Source organism: Pseudomonas weihenstephanensis, from assembly GCF_016812185.1.
In the GTDB taxonomy this organism is placed as follows: Bacteria; Pseudomonadota; Gammaproteobacteria; order Pseudomonadales; family Pseudomonadaceae; genus Aquipseudomonas; species Aquipseudomonas weihenstephanensis.
This window is the reverse complement of sequence record NZ_JAAEBV010000005.1, coordinates 233,133-251,636: the sequence shown is the minus strand read 5'-3', so window position 1 is coordinate 251,636 and position 18,504 is coordinate 233,133. Positions and strand designations below refer to the sequence as shown.

General features: G+C 56.3%; 14 protein-coding genes. 12 read left to right on the top strand and 2 right to left on the bottom strand.

Features of this window, described 5'->3' with window-relative positions; genetic code table 11:
* Positions 1 to 357: 357 nt before the first annotated feature.
* The 5 genes from GYN01_RS17255 (at position 358) to argR (ending at position 4,539) form a co-directional block, all read left to right on the top strand.
* Complete coding sequence (locus tag GYN01_RS17255) at positions 358 to 1,143, top strand: ABC transporter substrate-binding protein (protein WP_048363472.1); 786 nt, start codon at positions 358 to 360, stop codon at positions 1,141 to 1,143.
* A 90-nt stretch (positions 1,144 to 1,233) separates the two neighbouring features.
* Positions 1,234 to 1,923, top strand: coding sequence for an ABC transporter permease (locus GYN01_RS17250; protein ID WP_048363473.1), 690 nt, complete (start codon positions 1,234 to 1,236; stop codon positions 1,921 to 1,923).
* Positions 1,920 to 2,618 carry an ABC transporter permease gene (locus GYN01_RS17245; RefSeq protein ID WP_048363474.1) on the top strand — a complete coding sequence of 233 codons (699 nt, stop codon included), beginning with the start codon at positions 1,920 to 1,922 and terminating at the stop codon, positions 2,616 to 2,618. The genes GYN01_RS17250 and GYN01_RS17245 overlap by 4 nt, the downstream gene beginning before the upstream one ends.
* A 51-nt stretch (positions 2,619 to 2,669) precedes the next feature.
* Complete coding sequence (locus GYN01_RS17240; protein WP_203307517.1) at positions 2,670 to 3,434, top strand: ABC transporter ATP-binding protein; 765 nt, start codon at positions 2,670 to 2,672, stop codon at positions 3,432 to 3,434.
* Positions 3,435 to 3,558: 124 nt separating this feature from the next.
* Positions 3,559 to 4,539 (top strand): transcriptional regulator ArgR, encoded by a 981-nt coding sequence (gene argR / locus GYN01_RS17235; RefSeq protein ID WP_048363476.1) that lies wholly within the window; start codon positions 3,559 to 3,561, stop codon positions 4,537 to 4,539.
* Positions 4,540 to 4,541: 2 nt separating this feature from the next.
* Here the strand turns inward: argR and GYN01_RS17230 are convergent, their stop codons facing one another.
* A complete protein-coding gene (locus GYN01_RS17230) occupies positions 4,542 to 8,450 on the bottom strand; it encodes a leucine-rich repeat domain-containing protein (RefSeq protein ID WP_203307516.1) in 3,909 nt (1,302 codons plus the stop codon).
* Positions 8,451 to 9,104: 654 nt separating this feature from the next.
* Between GYN01_RS17230 and GYN01_RS17225 the strand changes: the two genes are divergently transcribed.
* The 7 genes from GYN01_RS17225 to astE all read left to right on the top strand — a co-directional run bounded on the left by GYN01_RS17225 (position 9,105) and on the right by astE (position 16,901).
* Positions 9,105 to 10,325: an aspartate aminotransferase family protein gene (locus GYN01_RS17225; RefSeq protein ID WP_203307515.1), complete on the top strand. Its 1,221-nt coding sequence runs from the start codon at positions 9,105 to 9,107 to the stop codon at positions 10,323 to 10,325.
* 140 nt (positions 10,326 to 10,465) lie between these two features.
* Positions 10,466 to 11,485 (top strand): arginine/ornithine succinyltransferase subunit alpha, encoded by a 1,020-nt coding sequence (gene aruF / locus GYN01_RS17220; protein WP_048399868.1) that lies wholly within the window; start codon positions 10,466 to 10,468, stop codon positions 11,483 to 11,485.
* Between the two features lie 54 nt (positions 11,486 to 11,539).
* The gene (astA, locus tag GYN01_RS17215; protein ID WP_048363480.1) at positions 11,540 to 12,577 is read left to right on the top strand and encodes an arginine N-succinyltransferase; all 1,038 of its coding nucleotides are present in this window, start codon (positions 11,540 to 11,542) and stop codon (positions 12,575 to 12,577) included.
* Positions 12,574 to 14,040 carry a succinylglutamate-semialdehyde dehydrogenase gene (gene astD, locus GYN01_RS17210; RefSeq protein ID WP_173426973.1) on the top strand — a complete coding sequence of 489 codons (1,467 nt, stop codon included), beginning with the start codon at positions 12,574 to 12,576 and terminating at the stop codon, positions 14,038 to 14,040. Before astA ends, astD begins: the two co-directional genes overlap by 4 nt.
* A 127-nt stretch (positions 14,041 to 14,167) precedes the next feature.
* Positions 14,168 to 15,514, top strand: a complete 1,347-nt coding sequence (gene astB / locus GYN01_RS17205) for an N-succinylarginine dihydrolase (protein WP_048399865.1) — start codon at positions 14,168 to 14,170, stop codon at positions 15,512 to 15,514.
* A gap of 63 nt (positions 15,515 to 15,577) precedes the next feature.
* Positions 15,578 to 15,865 carry a hypothetical protein gene (locus tag GYN01_RS17200; protein WP_048363695.1) on the top strand — a complete coding sequence of 96 codons (288 nt, stop codon included), beginning with the start codon at positions 15,578 to 15,580 and terminating at the stop codon, positions 15,863 to 15,865.
* A gap of 13 nt (positions 15,866 to 15,878) precedes the next feature.
* A complete protein-coding gene (astE, locus tag GYN01_RS17195) occupies positions 15,879 to 16,901 on the top strand; it encodes a succinylglutamate desuccinylase (RefSeq protein ID WP_048363483.1) in 1,023 nt (340 codons plus the stop codon).
* On the opposite strand, the gene GYN01_RS17190 is transcribed toward astE, so the two are convergent.
* Positions 16,886 to 18,250, bottom strand: coding sequence for a M91 family zinc metallopeptidase (locus GYN01_RS17190; protein WP_053221317.1), 1,365 nt, complete (start codon positions 18,248 to 18,250; stop codon positions 16,886 to 16,888). The genes astE and GYN01_RS17190 overlap by 16 nt on opposite strands.
* Between the last annotated feature and the right edge of the window lie 254 nt (positions 18,251 to 18,504).

Here is an 18,504-nt window from a genome sequence, read left to right as displayed (position 1 = left end):
CTTGTTATGGGGGCTGAAAAATAAGATGAAACGCTACACTTGCCGGAATAGAAGGCTTTGCGAATAATAGGCCCGCTATTTGCAACTCATATAGGTTCTATATCAATTGCTCTTGCATTAATTTGAAGGGCTGTCAATGCCTCGGGTCGCATTTCTCAGTGCATCTGTAATTTGTTGTCGCATTGAAGAAATAACGGCGTGAAGCCTGTCGTTAGAATGCCGATCACTCGCTCGTCGTTGTTGTGCTGACCCCAGTGCAACGCCAGTAGCACGTGGCGCCGCATTCCCGGTTTAACCTCCGCATATTGGGCTCACGCTCATTCTGCATTTATTGCCCTTTACCGATGGAGTCCTAAGATGAAGAAACTCGTGCTTCTTGGCGCCCTGGCGCTGTCTGTGCTGTCCATGCAGGCTTTCGCTGATCAAAAACCTCTGAAAATGGGTATCGAAGCGGCCTACCCTCCGTTCGCCTCCAAGGCGCCGGATGGCAGCATCGTTGGTTTTGACTACGACATCGGTAACGCACTGTGCGAGCAGATGCAGGTCAAGTGCACGTGGGTTGAGCAGGAATTCGATGGCCTGATCCCGGCGCTTAAAGTGCGCAAGATCGACGCCATCCTGTCCTCGATGTCCATCACTGACGACCGCAAAAAATCTGTCGATTTCACCACCCGTTATTACCTGACTCCAGCGCGTCTGGTGATGAAGGAAGGCGCCGTTGTCAGCGACAGCCTTGATGAACTCAAGGGCAAGAAAATTGGCGTGCAGCGCGGTTCGATCCACGACCGTTTTGCCAAGGAAGTGCTGGCGCCTAAAGGGGCCACCATTGTTCCTTACGGCTCGCAGAACGAAATCTACCTCGACGTAGAAGCCGGTCGCCTTGATGGCACCGTGGCGGACGCGACGCTGTTGCAAGACGGCTTCCTCAAAACCCCTGCGGGCAAGGGCTACGCGTTTGTAGGTCCGCAGTTCACTGACGCCAAGTACTTTGGTGACGGCATCGGTATCGCCGTGCGTAAAGGCGACAAGGAGCATCTGGATCAGATCAACGCAGCGATTGCGGCGATTCGTGCCAACGGCAAATACAAGCAAATCCAGGACAAATACTTCGACTTCGATATTTACGGCGCAGACGCCAAGTAAGTCATCGCAGCACTCTGTCCTGAATGGCGCAAGCAACAGAATTTCTGAAGTTTGCGCCATTTTTTCATTCAAATTTTGAGGACCTGAATCATGTTGAAAGGCTACGGGGCTGTCATCCTCGATGGCGCTTGGCTGACGCTTCAGCTCGCCTTGTCGTCCATGGCCCTGGCCATTGTTCTAGGTCTGATTGGTGTTTCTTTGCGCCTGTCGCCGGTGCGCTGGTTGGCCTGGCTGGGCGATTTGTACTCCACGGTCATTCGCGGAATTCCCGATCTGGTGCTGATTCTGCTGATTTTCTACGGCGGCCAGGATTTGCTGAACCGCGTCGCGCCCATGTTGGGTTACGACGATTACATTGATTTGAACCCGTTGGCGGCTGGTATCGGCACCTTGGGCTTCATCTTTGGTGCGTACCTGTCCGAGACCTTTCGGGGTGCCTTTATGGCCATTCCCAAGGGGCAGGCCGAAGCTGGCATGGCGTATGGCATGAGCAGCTTTCAGGTGTTTTTTCGGGTGTTGGTGCCGCAGATGATTCGCTTGGCGATTCCAGGCTTTACCAACAATTGGCTGGTCTTGACTAAAGCCACGGCCCTGATTTCGGTGGTCGGCCTGCAAGACATGATGTTCAAGGCCAAGCAGGCGGCAGATGCCACCCGCGAGCCTTTCACCTTCTTCCTGGCGGTGGCCGCGATGTACCTGGTGTTGACCAGTGTTTCGCTGTTGGCGTTGCGACAACTTGAGAAGCGCTACTCGGTAGGCGTAAGGGCGGCTGATCTATGATCTTCGACTACAACGTGATTTGGGACAGCATGCCGCTGTACCTCGATGGCCTGCTCGAAACCTTGAAGCTGCTGGGTATTTCGCTGTTTTTCGGTCTGCTGGCAGCGGTGCCGTTGGGGCTGATGCGCGTTTCAAAATCGGCGCTGGTCAACTTCCCGGCGTGGCTGTTCACTTACGTGATCCGTGGCACGCCGATGCTGGTTCAGCTGTTTTTGATCTACTACGGCCTGGCTCAATTCGAAGCGGTGCGTGAGAGCTTCCTGTGGCCGCTGCTGTCCAGTGCGACCTTCTGCGCCTGCCTGGCGTTTGCCATCAACACCAGCGCCTACACTGCCGAAATCATTGCCGGTAGCCTCAAGGCCACGCCGCATGGCGAGATTGAAGCCGCCAAAGCGATGGGCATGTCACGCGCCAAAATGTACCGCCGCATTTTGTTGCCCTCGGCCATGCGCCGTGCGCTGCCGCAGTACAGCAATGAAGTGATCATGATGTTGCAGACCACCAGTCTGGCGTCCATCGTGACCCTGATCGACATCACGGGCGCCGCACGTACCGTGAACGCCCAGTATTACTTGCCGTTTGAGGCTTACATCACGGCCGGTGTTTTCTACCTGTGCCTGACCTTCATTCTGGTGCGCCTGTTTAAATTGGCTGAACGCCGCTGGCTGGGCTATATGGCCCCGCGCAAGGCATGATTGAGCGGTGTGCTCAACGACTGATCCCCTGTTTTCGTGAGAACCGACAGCATGTACAAACTTGAAGTCCAAGACCTGCATAAACGCTATGGCAGTCACGAAGTGCTCAAAGGCGTTTCTTTGGCCGCTAAAGCAGGCGACGTAATCAGCATCATCGGTTCCAGTGGCTCTGGTAAAAGTACCTTTTTGCGCTGCATCAACCTGCTTGAACAACCGCATGCAGGCAAAATCCTGCTCAATGGCGAAGAGCTGGAATTGATCGCCAACAAAGATGGCGCACTCAAGGCCGCAGATCCCAAGCAGTTGCAACGCATGCGTTCGCGCCTGTCGATGGTGTTCCAGCATTTCAACCTGTGGTCGCACATGACCGCGCTGGAAAACATCATGGAAGCCCCCGTGCATGTGCTGGGTATGTCAAAGGCCGATGCGCGGGAAAAAGCCGAGCATTACTTGAATCAGGTGGGTGTGTCGCACCGTAAGGATGCTTACCCGGGCCACATGTCTGGCGGCGAGCAGCAGCGTGTGGCGATTGCCCGGGCGTTGGCGATGGAGCCGGAGGTCATGCTGTTTGATGAACCTACCTCGGCCCTCGACCCTGAACTGGTTGGCGATGTCCTTAAAGTGATGCAAGACCTGGCTCTTGAAGGTCGGACCATGGTGGTGGTGACTCACGAAATGGGCTTTGCCCGTGAAGTCTCCAACCAACTGGTGTTTTTGCATAAAGGCATCGTGGAAGAAAGCGGTGACCCGCGCGAAGTGCTGGTCAATCCGAAATGTGAGCGTTTGCAGCAATTCTTGTCAGGTAGCCTGAAGTAACTGCGATTTCAAGACTGCCGTTGTGCACCAAAATAGGTCATGCTCCGCACCCTGCGCAGCTGGCCTAGGCTGAGTATCTGGCGCAATTGGTTTCTCTCTCTCGTTTTGTTCCGGATAGCACGCTATGACCGCCCATCGAATTGGTTTCCTTATTTGGCCCAGCACCAAAGCGCTGACCCTGGCGCTGGCCGAGGAAGCGTTGCGTGTTGCTCAGCGCGTGCACCCTGAAGTCGTTTATGAGTTGGTGTTCTTGCAGGCCGAGGCGCCAGCAGAAGGCGCCTGGCAACTGCCGGGGGAGCCGTGGGCGGGCAAGCTTGAAGGCTGTCAAAAACTGTTTTTGCTGGCCGATGAGCCACCGCTGGTCGTGGCCTCTGCACTGGGCAGCGCCCTGAAGCAGGCGGTGCGAGCGGGTTGCGTGATTGGTGGCTTGTCAGCCGGGGTGTACCCGTTGGCACAATTGGGCCTGCTGGATGGTTATCGTGCAGCGGTGCATTGGCGTTGGCAGGATGATTTTGCGGAGCGCTTCCCCAAAGTGATCGCCACCAGCCATTTGTTCGATTGGGATCGCGATCGCTTGAGCGCGTGCGGTGGCTTGTCGGTGCTGGATTTGCTGCTGGCGGTGCTTGCCCGGGACCATGGTGCCGAGTTGGCGGGTGCGGTATCTGAAGAGTTGGTGGTGGAGCGTATCCGTGAAGGCGGTGAGCGTCAGCGCATTCCTTTGCAAAACCGTTTGGGTTCAAGCCACCCCAAGTTGACCCAGGCTGTGTTGCTGATGGAGGCCAACATTGAAGAGCCTCTGACCACCGACGAAATCGCCCAGCATGTGTGCGTGTCCCGTCGCCAGCTGGAGCGCATCTTCAAGCAGTACCTTAATCGTGTGCCCAGCCAGTACTACCTGGAACTACGGCTGAACAAGGCCCGGCAAATGCTGATGCAAACCAGCAAGTCGATCATTCAGATCGGCTTGTCGTGTGGTTTTTCATCAGGGCCGCATTTCTCCAGTGCGTATCGCAACTTTTTCGGCGCCACTCCCCGCGAAGACCGTAACCAGCGTCGCAGCAGCAGCCCCTTTGAGTTGTCCTCAGCTTCGCCAGAGCGCGGCTGATGTTATTCTTCTGACTCGGGGATGAGAACCGGGTCGATACCGTCTTCGTCTTCCAGGTTAATGTTCATGTCAAACCCTGTTTGGGCAAAGTACTCGCGCACCCGGTTCAGCGATGCCTGTGAAAGAGGGTTGTCATCAAGATCAAGCGCCTCGGCTATAAAGGCGGGCGCCTCGAAAAGTTCGGTGGGTAAATCGCTTATCAGGTTTTCGCTCAAGTCGACTACTTCTAATTCCGAAAGCCCCAAGATTGAGGTCGGGAACTCGGTGAGTTCTGTATTGCGCAAATGCACAGTGTTTAGGTTCAGCATATTGCCAAAGTCCGGGGTTATGTTGAGCGGGTTCTGATCCAGGTCAATGTATTCCAAGTACTCAAGCCCGGCCAGGCCTGCGGCGCTGTCAGGGGTCAAGGTGATGGAACTTTGCTCCAGGCGTAACTCTGTCAGATTTTGCATTGAGAGCACGGCGTCCGGTAAGTGATCGAGTTCAAAACCTCGTAGATCCAGTGCGCGCAATTTCGGGAACCGTTGCAGAAACTCGTTAATGCCAGTTATAGCCCCCCTGCCCGTCAACGACAGGAGCGTGACGTGGCTGAAGTCAGCGTTAATGGGGGGCATATCTTCCAGGATCGGGCGGGTGAACGTCAGTTCAAATCCGTCCCGTGATGGGTCTGTGTAATGGTTGTCGAAGGCTGTTTGCCGACGCCAAGCTCGTTCAAGCTCCCGGCTGAATGCACGCCTGTCCTGAACTCTGGCCACCCGTGAGTTGGGTGAGAGCATGTCGCCGGTTCGTTGATTTACGGCGGGTGCGTTCAGGGTCCAGACCTCTAAGTCATTTCGCAGAGTGTTCAGCTCTTTTTCCTGCTCGGCAAGCCGCGCCTTAGCCATGCTTTCGGTGCTGGGCAACGTGGCCATGACGCGAGCCCTTTCGCGTGCGTCCAAACTTGGATAAAGCTCATGTACCAGCCTCTCAAGAGTTGAAGGGGCACGCTCAGGCGCATCGGCGCCAAGCAGGGGGTAACTGGCGCGCCCATGTACCAGTTCCATCGGAGATTTGAAGTCCATAGCGACTACTGGATGGTCGAAATGGCTGCTGACGCTCAAGCGTGGTAACAAAGGCTGGGCCTGAACGCGCGCTTTGAAGGCTGCCCCCTGGCCGGGGTGCGCGAACCCTAGGGCTTGACGCTCAAGGTCAGGTAATGCATGAAGCAGGGCGCTGTAGAGGTCGTCCGGGCCGTGCAGTTCATGGTTAAGCGCATCACGCGCGCTGTAGCGGTTTTCGGATTTGATCAAGACTTTACGAAGAGGCGCCATTTCGTCGCCAAGGCTGTTTAGAAGGGGGCCGGTAAAGTGTTTTTCACGAATCTCCAGGCGCACGTCCTGGGGCCAGCCGGGCATGGCTTCAATCGTTTTGAGTGTGAGCCATTCACTGTCCGGATTGTGGATAGAGTCCAGAAACATGCCTTCGTAAGCGCGGTTGATTCGGCTTTCCATTAAATGCCAGCGGGCTTCTTCCAGAAGGCGAGGCGCAATGGTCTTTTCATTGAGCAATTGCAGTATTTCATCGCCGCTGGCATGCCAGATCAATTCTTTGGCGGCATTGTTAGGCAGGCCTGGAAGTGCGGTTTGTAACAGCGTTACCTCGGCGCTGCCTCGTTGTTCGAGTGTCTCGTATCGCGAATTGAACAGCTCGGTACGTTTCAGGCGGGCAAGATCAGCCAGGCGCTGATAAAGCCGGGTAATCCTGTCCGGCATTTTAGGCAATGGGTCGCCAGACGCGGGGCTGGTGCCAATCAGTTGCTTGGTTTCGCTGTCTTCCAGCTGCTGGAGCACGCAGGTTACTAACTCGCCATCCCGCATTTTTGATTCAGGGACGGTGATGCGTAATCCCGGCGTTGAGGCTGACGGGTATTGGGCCAGTACCTGGCCTTGCTCGTTGATGAGCGAAATCACTCTGGAGGGCGGCCAAAGCTGCGGCTGGACCAAGAGTTGCAGCTGGGTTTGCGGATCGGCCAAGCGTTGCAGGGCCGGATCGGCGCTTTGCATTCGGGCAATGAAACGTTCAATCTGCGCATCAATTCTGAAACGCTGTAGCGTGTCGGCCAGCAGCGCGGGTGTAGGAAGCGCATCGCTGATCACACGACGAAGCACACCTGGATCGGTTCGGGTTATCGCAAGAATCCGTGACGCTTCAATATCGGAAAAATCACTGTTAAGTGGATTGAGGCGTTTGAACAGTTGCTCGTTGCTCCATTGAAGCGGGGTTTCGGTTTCAGCGATCCAGGCCCCAGAGCCGTTGTGACGTACGCGGGGTGAATAGGCTCTGCGCTGTGAGGGGTGTTTGATTCGGTAGCCGGGCGGACGTGATGTCGGCTCGATCTGGTAGGTTTTGCCCTCCAGGCTCAAGTGCAAGGCGCTGTTATGCGTATACACCCCGGTCTCGTCGGGTTGCACGTGAGTGGGCAGGGGCGCGGTATGTTCGTAGGGAGCGAGGTTAGGTTCCCATAATCGGGGTTCACCGTTCGACAGGGTCACGCGTTTCAAGCTGTCAACAAAGGGGGAGGATTGGATCTTCAGGGCCTCGCCGATGACTTTGCCACCGATGGCGAACGTAGCCGTCTGGGCCACGGTTTCTAGCACGCTGAATAAGTGGTTCCAGGCTTCCAGGGTTTTGCCCTGGGACCAATCCCGAATGCCTTCATATGTGTCATCTACGATTTGCCAAGCCATTTGCGCCAGCACCAGTCCCCCTAGCACGGGGATAAATGGCGCGGCGACGAATTCGATGGCGTTCAACACAAGCTCGGCGATGGCTTTAAGTTTTTCTTTGCGCTCGTGCCGGGTTTTTTGGTCTTCGGTGTCGGTTGGCACCGCAATTAATGGCGCGTCAGCCAGTATTTTCTGGCGTGTTTTTTGGTAGAGATATTCTGTGTAGTCTTGCGTGATTTCTAAGAGGGTAAAGGCCAGTGTCGGGCTTTCAATCGGTTCGACACTGATGTCGGGCGGATAGTCTTCTGGTCGGCCTTCCGGAACTTGCGCTGCGTCAATCAGGGTAAACCACAGCGACTGCTTGAGTGTGCTGAAAAACAGACCCAGTTGAGCGTGGCTGATGAAGCGGCTGAAGTATTGCTGATAGTGCTCACTGCGTAAGTTTTGCGCCAGTACTGCTATGCCTTCAGAGATTGAGGCATACCGTTTAAGTGGGTGTTGTGGGTCATTTGGCAGGTAAATGACGACTTCAGTGTTATGGCCGGGGGTTATCGCTGGGTGAGTAAAAACAAGTACGCCGGTTAAATCAGTGCCTAGTAGTGTCAGGCTGCAAGTGGACAGGGGGGGATGCAATGCACTCGTCCATGCGGCCTCCTGGCCCAGGATGGACAGCGATTCGAAAATGCTTTGGCTAATATCGCCTTGCACCAGAGCGGAGTGCATGGCGGCCTCAAATGCGGTTCTTTGCTGGTGCCTGACCTTGGTTTTAAGGGTGAGCTCTTGGCTTTTATTGTGGACGCCTAGATGCTGTTCAAGATGTGTTTTGTACTGACCGCCTAAATCCAGTTCTCGGCACAGCTTTATGAAGTCCGCCACGGGCAGTTGCTCCGTGAGTGTGTCCAGTATTTTGTAATACCCGGTGGTGGTGGGTTTGATAATAAAACCGGAATCGAAAGTGTGGGCGCTGACCTCGGTTTCACACTGTTCGAAATTGTGCAGGGCGGCGTCCAGGATTGATACTTTCCAGGTTTTGTAAGCCCCCGTGTTCAGATTTAACAGAGGCACTTTCAACGGGATGTACAGATTAATGAACGTCTCTTTCAGATCGAGTGAACGGTCGACGTTGTAGTGCGTGTGCAAGGCTTGTTTGAGTATTGGCTCTGCAAAGCCATAGATGTCCTGCAGCGTCTCCAGAGATTGCTCCACGTCACTGTGCGCCTTCCAGTGGGCGATGTGCGCGCGATTCAGGGCTGTTCGTTGAGGGCCTGTCATGGCGTGAGTGTTTCGGGGCGGGCGGGGCATGACGTCTTTTAAAAGACGCCGCTTGTGCGCGGGTGAGTGCAGCGCCCAGTCAGGCAGCAACTGCTTGATCACTTCGTAATGAAACGCTGGCGGCGCTGATTGAAGAGGGGGGGTTAGTGTTAGTGGTGCAGGCGTAGGCGAGGGCATGAGGGGGTATCTGCAAAAGTGACTGTTGTTTAAGTGTATGAGGCGCCCGGCCGCGAAATAAGCTTAAAAAATAGGGGTGTTCGTATAGCTATGTAGTTTTATTTATTTGAAAAACCAGCCCTGACGTGGGGTTCGGATGAAGTGGGGTTAGGTGCTCGCGGCCACCACGCTGCGCTATCGCTTTGGGCATACGGGTTTTGCAATCAATCAGGTAATACGCTGCCGTAAATATGACCAAGCGTTTAAACTGCGCCTTTGTGACGCAATATGTCGCATTGCCGCAAGCCTTGGAAAATCATGGTTGAGCGCTATAAGAAGTTGTCGCTTGGCGGCAAGGCTTGGCTCCCGTGTGTCCTTACAATCCCTCATCGCTTGCCAGTTTAGGCAGGCGTTCCTCTTCAGGAGACTCCGATGTCCGTTGAGCAAGCCCCGGTACAACGCGCCGATTTCGATCAGGTCATGGTTCCCAACTACGCACCTGCGGCATTCATCCCCGTGCGCGGAGCGGGTTCCCGAGTGTGGGACCAGTCGGGTCGCGAGCTGATTGATTTCGCTGGCGGCATTGCGGTCAACGTACTGGGCCATGCACACCCGGCTCTGGTCGGTGCGTTGACTGAGCAGGCGAACAACCTCTGGCATGTGTCCAATGTGTTTACCAACGAGCCGGCGCTGCGCCTGGCTAAAAAACTGGTGGACTCGACTTTTGCCGAGCGTGTGTTTTTCTGCAACTCGGGTGCTGAAGCCAACGAGGCGGCCTTCAAGCTGGCCCGTCGTGTGGCGCATGACCGCTTCGGCGCCGAAAAGTACGAAATCATTGCCGCGCTCAACAGCTTTCACGGTCGCACCCTGTTCACCGTTAACGTTGGCGGGCAGTCGAAGTACTCCGACGGCTTCGGTCCAAAAATCACCGGTATTACCCACGTACCGTTCAACGATCTGGCCGCCCTCAAAGCGGCGATTTCGGACAAGACCTGCGCTGTTGTGCTGGAGCCGATTCAGGGCGAAGGCGGCGTGCTGCCCGCTGAGCAGGCTTACCTGCAAGGCGCTCGCGAGCTGTGTGACCAGCACAACGCGCTGTTGGTCTTTGACGAAGTGCAAACCGGTATGGGCCGCACCGGTGAGCTGTTTGCCTACATGCATTACGGCGTGACGCCTGACATCCTCACCAGTGCCAAGAGCCTGGGCGGTGGTTTCCCGATTGCCGCGATGCTCACCACCGAAGCGCTGGCCAAGCATCTGGTCGTCGGCACCCACGGCACCACATACGGCGGCAACCCGCTGGCGTGTGCTGTCGGCAACGCGGTGATCGATGTGATCAACACGCCTGAAGTGTTGAGTGGGGTAAAAGCCAAACACGCGCTGTTCAAAACCCGTCTTGAGCACATTGGCCAGCAATATGGCCTGTTTACGCAAGTGCGTGGTTTAGGGCTTTTGCTTGGCTGCGTGTTGAGCGATGCCTGGAAGGGCAAGGCCAAGGATATTTTCAACGCCGCTGAAAAAGAAAACCTGATGATTTTGCAAGCCGGCCCGGACGTGGTGCGTTTCGCGCCAAGCCTGGTGGTCGAAGAGGCTGATATTGAAGAAGGCTTGAATCGTTTTGAGCGCGCTGTAAAAAACCTGACGCAAGCCTGAGCTTGACCCTGCATTACTCGTAGGAGCGCGCTTTCAGACAGGCTTGTGTCTGAGGGCGCAGCTTCAAGGCAAGCACACTCGCTTCTACAGGTGATGCGCCAATTCCCCCCCTTTTATTTTTTGGATTAAGGAGTGACACCATGCTGGTGATGCGCCCTGCGCAAATGGCTGATCTGGGCGAGGTACAGCGTCTGGCTGCGGACAGCCCGATTGGTGTCACTTCATTGCCGGACGATATCGAACGCTTGCGCGACAAGATCGCAGCCTCCGAAGCCTCGTTCGCGGCAGAAGTCAGCTTCAATGGCGAAGAAAGCTACTTCTTTGTTTTGGAAGATACGGCCACCGGCGCACTGGTGGGTTGCTCGGCGATTGTCGCGTCGGCCGGGTATTCAGAACCGTTCTACAGTTTTCGCAACGAGACCTTTGTCCACGCCTCGCGTGAGCTGAAGATTCACAACAAGATTCACGTCTTGTCGCAGTGCCATGACCTTACCGGTAATAGCCTGCTCACCAGTTTCTATGTGGTCCCGCAGTTAGTGGGCTCGGCATGGTCCGAACTCAACTCCCGTGGGCGACTGCTGTTTGTGGCCAACCACCCGGAGCGATTTGCCGATTCGGTGGTGACTGAAATCGTCGGTTACAGCGATGAAAATGGCGACTCGCCGTTTTGGGATGCGATCGGGCGTAACTTCTTTGACCTGAACTACACCGCCGCCGAACGTCTGTGCGGCCTTAAAAGCCGTACCTTCCTCGCCGAACTGATGCCGCATTACCCGATTTATGTACCGCTGCTGCCCGATACGGCTCAAGAAGCAATGGGGCAAGTGCATCCGCGTGCGCAGATCACCTTCGATATCCTGATGCGCGAAGGCTTTGAAACCGATCATTACATCGACATTTTCGACGGCGGGCCGACCCTGCATGCGCGGGTGTCGGGCATCCGCTCAATCGCTCAAAGTCGGGTAGTACCGGTCAAAATCGGCGAGCTGAGCAAGGGCGGCGGTCGTCAGTACCTGGTGGCCAACGCCCAGCTTCAGGATTACCGGGCGGTGTTGCTTGAGCTTGATTGGGCACCGGGCAAACCGGTCACGCTGGATCTGCAAGCGGCCGAAGCACTGGGCGTGGGTGAAGGTGCCAGCGTGCGAGTGGTTGCGGTTTAACGCCTTTGAGCGAGTGTCGCGAGGTTCGTCAGCGAACCCGTTTGAGGAGATAGCATGATCGTTCGTCCTGTACGCAACAGCGATTTACCGGCCCTGATTGAACTGGCCCGCAGCACCGGCACCGGCCTGACCACCTTGCCGGCCAACGAAGAACGCTTACTGCACCGTGTGACCTGGGCTGAGAAAACCTTCCGGGGCGAAGCGGAGCGCGGCGATGCCGATTACTTGTTTGTACTGGAAAACGACGACGGTAAAGTCGTCGGTATTTCTGCCATTGCTGGCGCCGTGGGTTTGCGCGAGCCGTGGTACAACTTCCGGGTCGGTTTGACCGTCAGCGCTTCGCAAGAACTGAATATTTACCGCGAAATTCCGACCCTGTTTTTGGCTAACGATCTGACAGGTAATTCAGAGTTGTGCTCGTTGTTCCTGGGCGCCGACCACCGTACTGGCCTCAATGGCCGGATGCTGGCCAAGGCGCGGATGCTGTTCATCGCAGAATTCCCTGAGCTGTTCGGGAACAAAATCATTGCTGAAATGCGTGGCATGTCTGACGAAGCGGGACGCTCGCCGTTCTGGGAAAGCCTGGGGCGGCACTTCTTCAAGATGGAGTTCAGCCAGGCCGACTACCTGACCGGTGTGGGCAATAAAGCCTTTATTGCCGAGTTGATGCCCAAGTTTCCGGTTTACACCTGTTTCCTGTCTGAAGATGCGCGTGCGGTGATCGGCCAGGTGCACACTCACACCGAGCCTGCGCTGAACATGCTCAAAAGCGAAGGCTTCAGCTATCAGGGCTACGTCGACATTTTCGATGCCGGCCCGGCTGTGGAGTGTGAAACCAGCAAGATCCGTGCAGTGCGCGAGAGCGAAGCGTTGGTGTTGGCCATCGGCACTCCGGGCGACGACGCCACGCCTTACCTGATTCACAACCGCAAGCGCGAGGACTGCCGTATCACGGCGGCACCAGCACGTCTGGCGGCGGGCACCTTGGTGGTTGATCCACAGACCGCCAAGCGGTTGCAATTGAGCGCGGGCGATCAAGTGCGCGCCGTCACCTTGTCTGCCCAGCCAGTGGCCCCACGGGAGTCGAAATAATGAGCACGTTGTACATCGCAGGCGCCTGGCAAAACGGCCTGGGCGAAGCCTTTGAATCGCTTAACCCGGTCACTCAGCAGGTGCTGTGGAGAGGCAATGGCGCAAACGCTGAACAGGTGGATGGCGCGGTGAAGGCTGCGCGAGAGGCATTCCCGGCATGGGCCACGCGTTCATTTGAAGAGCGCTTGAGTGTGCTGGAGGCGTTCGCGGCCAGCCTCAAAACCCACGCCGACGAACTGGCCCACTGCATCGGTGAGGAGACCGGTAAGCCGCTGTGGGAGTCGGCGACTGAAGTCACCAGCATGATCAATAAAGTGGCCATTTCGGTGCAAAGCTACCGCGAACGCACCGGAGAAAAGAGCGGCCCGCTGGGCGACGCCACCGCGGTGTTGCGCCACAAGCCTCACGGTGTGGTGGCGGTGTTTGGTCCGTATAACTTTCCGGGTCACCTGCCCAACGGCCACATCGTCCCGGCCTTGCTGGCCGGTAACAGCGTAGTGTTCAAGCCCAGTGAGCTGACGCCTAAAGTGGCCGAGTTGACCGTCAAGTGCTGGATTGAAGCGGGGCTGCCTGCGGGCGTATTGAACTTGCTGCAAGGCGCGCGGGACACCGGCATCGCATTGGCGGCGCATACCGGCATTGATGGCTTGTTCTTCACCGGGTCGAGCCGTACGGGCAACGCGTTGCATCAGCAGTTCGCCGGTCGCCCGGACAAAATCCTGGCCCTGGAAATGGGCGGTAATAACCCACTGGTGGTCGATCAGGTGGCGGATGTGGAAGCGGCGGTTTACACCATCATCCAATCCGCCTTTATCTCGGCCGGCCAGCGTTGCACCTGTGCACGGCGCTTGTTGGTGCCCGAAGGCACGTGGGGCGACAGCCTGCTGAGCCGTCTGGTGCAGGTCAGCCAGACGATCGAAGTCGGAGCGTTCGACCAGCAGCCTGCGCCGTTTATGGGCTCGGTCATTTCGTTGGGCGCGGCGCGTGTATTGATGGATGCCCAAGAAGTATTGCTCGGCTCGGGGGCTGTGGCCTTGCTGGAAATGAGTCAGCCAGACGCCAATGCCGCTTTGCTCACACCGGGCATTATCGACGTGACCGAAGTCAGTGAACGTTCTGATGAGGAGCTGTTCGGGCCGTTGCTGCAAGTGATTCGCTACGCTGACTTTGACGCGGCCATGACTGAAGCCAACAACACGGCGTTCGGTTTGGCAGCGGGTTTATTGTCGGACAGCGAAGCGCGTTATCAGCAGTTCTGGCTGCAAAGCCGTGCAGGCATCGTGAACTGGAACAAACAACTGACGGGCGCGGCGAGCAGCGCGCCGTTTGGCGGCATCGGCGCATCGGGTAATCACCGTGCCAGTGCGTATTACGCCGCCGATTATTGCGCCTATCCGGTGGCCTCGCTGGAAACGCCGATCCTGGCACTGCCCGCGGCATTGACGCCGGGTGTGTATTTGTAAGCTGACCTTTAACCTGTCTGTGCGGGCGAAAGCTGCGATTTCTTGAGAACAGGATCGCAGCCAGCACCAGCGCCTACGGGGCTTGTGTGATTGATGCCTATAACAACCGTTTGCCGGAGCCTCGCTGATGAAGTCCTTTGAAGTCAATTTTGACGGTTTAGTGGGGCCGACCCATAACTACGGCGGTTTGTCGTTCGGCAACGTCGCCTCCCAGAGCAACAGCCAGCAGGCTTCCAACCCCAAGGAAGCGGCGCTCCAAGGCCTGGAAAAAATGAAAGCGCTGATGGACATGGGGTTTGTCCAGGGGGTACTGGCACCCCAAGAACGCCCGGACGTGAGTGCCTTGCGCCGTTTGGGTTTCAGTGGCTCGGACGCACACGTCATTCAACAGGCTGCCAAAGAGGCGATGCCGTTGCTGGTCGCCAGTTGCTCGGCGTCGAGCATGTGGGTGGCCAATGCTGCCACCGTCAGCCCGAGCGCTGACACTCAAGATGGCCGTGTGCATTTCACCGCGGCCAACCTCAATTGCAAATTTCACCGCAGCATCGAGCACCCGACCACTAGCCGTGTGCTGAGCGCGATGTTTGCTGACCAGCAGCACTTTGCGCATCACGCCGCATTGCCAGCGGTTGCTCAATTTGGTGACGAAGGCGCGGCTAACCACACGCGCTTTTGCCGTGATTACGGTGAGGCGGGCGTTGAGTTTTTTGTTTTCGGGCGCAGCGCGTTCGACAGCCGTTACCCGGCGCCGCAACAATACCCGGCGCGCCAGACCCTCGAAGCGTCGCAAGCGGTCGCCCGCCTTCACGGTTTGAGCGAGGCGGGTGTGGTGTTTGCGCAGCAAAATCCGGCGGTCATTGACCAGGGTGTGTTTCATAACGACGTGATTGCGGTAGGTAATGGCGAACTGCTGTTCCATCATCAGGATGCATTCCTGAACACCGATCAGATGCTGGCTGAGTTGCACGCCAAGTTGCGCGCGCGCGGGGGTAATTTCCAGTCCATTTGTGTGCCGCGAGATCAAGTGGCGGTCGAAGACGCCGTGCGCTCGTACCTGTTCAACAGTCAGCTGCTCAGCCGTGCTGACGGCTCGATGCTGCTGATCGTGCCAGAAGAATGCCGCGCCAACCCCCGTGTCTGGCAGTACCTGCAAGGCTTGACGGCAGCGGGCGGTCCGATCCGCGAGATCAAGGTGTTTGATCTTAAACAAAGCATGCAGAACGGTGGTGGCCCGGCCTGCCTGCGGCTGCGCGTCGCACTGAAAGAAACTGAACTGGCGGCGGTCAATCCGGGGGTTATCATGACGCCTGCGTTGTATGACACGCTCACCCAGTGGGTGAACACGCACTACCGCGACGCGCTGCGCGAAAGCGACCTGGCTGACCCGCAGTTGCTGCTTGAATGCCGGACGGCACTGGATGAACTGACACAAATCCTTAAACTGGGCGCGGTTTACCCTTTCCAGATCAATTGAACACCGGCATGCGGGTTTTAATTCGCCTGCACTGCCACTTCACTTTCCAATGAGTACGAAATGATGAGCGATTCCCTGCAACTGATTCTTGAAGACACCGACGGCAAGCAACTGCAAACCTCCTGCACCCGCGTTGCGGTCATGTGGCAGGGTAAAGAGCTGTGGATTCAACAAGACGGTCGTGGCCAATTGTTGATTGGTGTCGACGTAGAAGAAGGCGACGCCGAATACGCCAACCTGCTGCTGCGTCCTTTGGCGACTAACCTTGTAAGCCTGCAACTGGAAATGGAACCGGCTGACCTGGGCGATGACGAAGATGGTCACGTACACGGTCCAGACTGCAATCACTGATTAAGGATGCACTATGCTCGCCCTCGGCAAACTGCTTGAACTGACACTGGCTGGTCGCGAACCGGCGCAGAAAATTCAACTGACCGCCGATGGCGTGCGATTGCGCTGGCTAAGTGAAGGCGCACTGGAAGTCACGCCGGCGCAAGGGCAGGACGATGGCCTGGACTTGTTATTGTCGGCGGGTATCCACGGTAACGAAACAGCGCCGATCGAGTTGCTTGATCGCCTGTTGCAGGGCATTGCACGCGCAGAAGTAAAGCCGCGTGCACGTATTCTTTTCTTGTTCGGTAATCCGGGTGCAATGCGTACCGGGGCGCGTTTTGTCGAAGAAGACCTCAATCGACTGTTTAACGGTCGGCATGAAAGCAGCAGTGGCCCTGAAGCCCTGCGTGCCTGTGAGCTGGAGCATCTGGCGCAGGCGTTCTTCAATGCGCCGGATCGCACGCGGCTGCATTACGATCTGCACACGGCGATCCGCGGCTCGAAAATAGAGCAATTCGCGCTTTATCCGTATAAAGCGGGTCGCGTTCATTCGCGTCGAGAGCTGGCGCGGCTGTACGCAGCTGGTATGGAAGCGGTCTTGTTGCAAAACAAGCCGTCGATTGTGTTCAGTGCTTACACCTATGACCAGTTGGGGGCCGAAGCATTTACCCTTGAGTTGGGCAAAGCGCGCCCGTTTGGGCAAAACGCAGGCGTGAATGTTGAGCGCCTTGAACTGCGCTTGAAGCACATCATTGAAAGCACTGAACCCTCATTGGAAGATGCCTCTCTGGAAGGTTTGCAGTTGTTCAGCGTGGCCCGTGAAGTGATCAAACACAGTGAGGCCTTTATCCTGCACCTGCCGGCCGATGTCGAAAACTTCTCTGAACTCAGCAAGGGCTATCTGCTGGCCGAAGATGCAGGTAAAACGCGTTGGACGATCGAGGAGAAGGGCGCGCGGATTATCTTTCCCAATCCCAAGGTCAAGAATGGGTTGCGCGCCGGGATGATTATCGAGCCTGCCACCTTGAACGGTATCGATCAGTCCTCTGAGTAACGAATGTAGGTTTTGCGCAAGGGCAACCCGAGTTCTTCACGCATGCCGTTCTCACTGTAGGGTTTGGGGTTGGTCGTGAGGGGCGGCGTGGCAGGATCCTTATCAAAGTCAAAAGGCTTTACGGCACAAGGCAGTCCCACGGCTTGCAATTCAATGTTATTGACTTGCGGGGCTTGTTTGACGCCACTGTGCCCGTCTGGGCTGGCGCCTAAAAACTGCGTGCCCGTCACAAAGTTATAGGCGTGGCACAGTTCATGGTAGAGCGCGGTGAGCGGTATTGCGTGTGGCGTTGAAAATGTTGGGTTGTAATAAACCGTACCGCCGAAATCCGGGAGGCCTGCTTGCCCCACCTGAATGTAAGACCTTCCGTCGCCCAGGTTGGGTATGTAAAGGCCATTGTTCACATGCTTGAGCTCGGCGATGGTGATGGGTTTTTGGCTTTTATGAATACTTTTGCTCAGCTCGGCTATCAATTTTTGCCCATTGGCAGACCCGAGCAGCAACTTCAAATCATCCTGAACACGCTCAATAAACGTTTCGCTACCTTGAATAATCAAGCCGGACTCAGACAGAGGGCTTGAGCTGACTGTCATCACGTACGTGTTGGCGAGAGCGGGCGATTTTGTAGTTGTCCAGCGACCATCGATTATTTCGTCCGTTATGTAATGGGGGGTGCCTTCGGCGAAAATCGTGTCGCTATCCTTGATCCCGTCGAGGACGTTTTCCCCCTTGCCCGTGTAAATAACGTTAGACCCGGAACCCGCGGTGAGTACATCGTCGCCATCACTGCCATATAAGATGTTGTGGCCCTGGCCGCCGACCACGACGTCGTCGCCTTCACCCGCATTGACAAATGATGTACCGGCTCCGCCGCGAAAGGAATCTGTGCCTTTGCCCAGATAAGCCACCGTCGAACTTGCGCCGGTGGCATTCACAATGTCATCGCCGTCTCCGGTATTAACATAGTTGTCTCCTGCTCCTGTCATCACGATGTCATTGCCGTCGCCGGTCAGTACAGTTGTGTGTTGAGCGTTGGTGACCACGGTGTCATTGCCCACACCGGTTTCAATATGAAACGGGTTTTTAAAGGTGTCGGCGATATACACCGTGTCGTTACCATAACGGGTATGAAGTTCGATGATCTGTTTGGTGCTGGCAGGCTTGACTCGATACCGCTCTTTATTGAGGTCAATCAGCAGTGTGTTGTTGCTGCCTTTGCTCACGAAGATGGAGGCCTGTGGCGATAATGCAGCGAAAACCAGTCGATCAATGGGGGTGGGGTACAAAACACCCTCTGTGACGTAACGGACTATGGTGGCGTTGTCGCCGATATGAAGAATGCTGCTCACGGTGGTTTCCGAGATATTGGGCAGCGGTCTGGATACAACGGTTTCGGTTCGGTCCGGTGGGGCTGTGGCGCCACCGTCAAAGTAAAACTCATGGAGGGCAGGCGTAGGGCCTGATGTTGCAGAGGGAGGTAGAGGGCACATAAGTCAGGTTCCGAAGCGTTATGTTCAAGGGTAAAGGGGGCTTGCCCCGTTACAGGCCATTGAAACGCGTCGAGCGCTTGGCTGTGCTTTAGATAGTTATCGCGTGACTCTCG

Coding starts and splice junctions, on each gene's coding strand:
- GYN01_RS17240 (WP_203307517.1), top strand. CDS start 2,670: ATGTACAAACTTGAAGTCCAAGACCTGCATAAACGCTATGGCAGTCAC.
- GYN01_RS17255 (WP_048363472.1), top strand. CDS start 358: ATGAAGAAACTCGTGCTTCTTGGCGCCCTGGCGCTGTCTGTGCTGTCC.
- GYN01_RS17225 (WP_203307515.1), top strand. CDS start 9,105: ATGTCCGTTGAGCAAGCCCCGGTACAACGCGCCGATTTCGATCAGGTC.
- astA (WP_048363480.1), top strand. CDS start 11,540: ATGATCGTTCGTCCTGTACGCAACAGCGATTTACCGGCCCTGATTGAA.
- astB (WP_048399865.1), top strand. CDS start 14,168: ATGAAGTCCTTTGAAGTCAATTTTGACGGTTTAGTGGGGCCGACCCAT.
- argR (WP_048363476.1), top strand. CDS start 3,559: ATGACCGCCCATCGAATTGGTTTCCTTATTTGGCCCAGCACCAAAGCG.
- GYN01_RS17200 (WP_048363695.1), top strand. CDS start 15,578: ATGAGCGATTCCCTGCAACTGATTCTTGAAGACACCGACGGCAAGCAA.
- GYN01_RS17250 (WP_048363473.1), top strand. CDS start 1,234: ATGTTGAAAGGCTACGGGGCTGTCATCCTCGATGGCGCTTGGCTGACG.
- astE (WP_048363483.1), top strand. CDS start 15,879: ATGCTCGCCCTCGGCAAACTGCTTGAACTGACACTGGCTGGTCGCGAA.
- aruF (WP_048399868.1), top strand. CDS start 10,466: ATGCTGGTGATGCGCCCTGCGCAAATGGCTGATCTGGGCGAGGTACAG.
- GYN01_RS17245 (WP_048363474.1), top strand. CDS start 1,920: ATGATCTTCGACTACAACGTGATTTGGGACAGCATGCCGCTGTACCTC.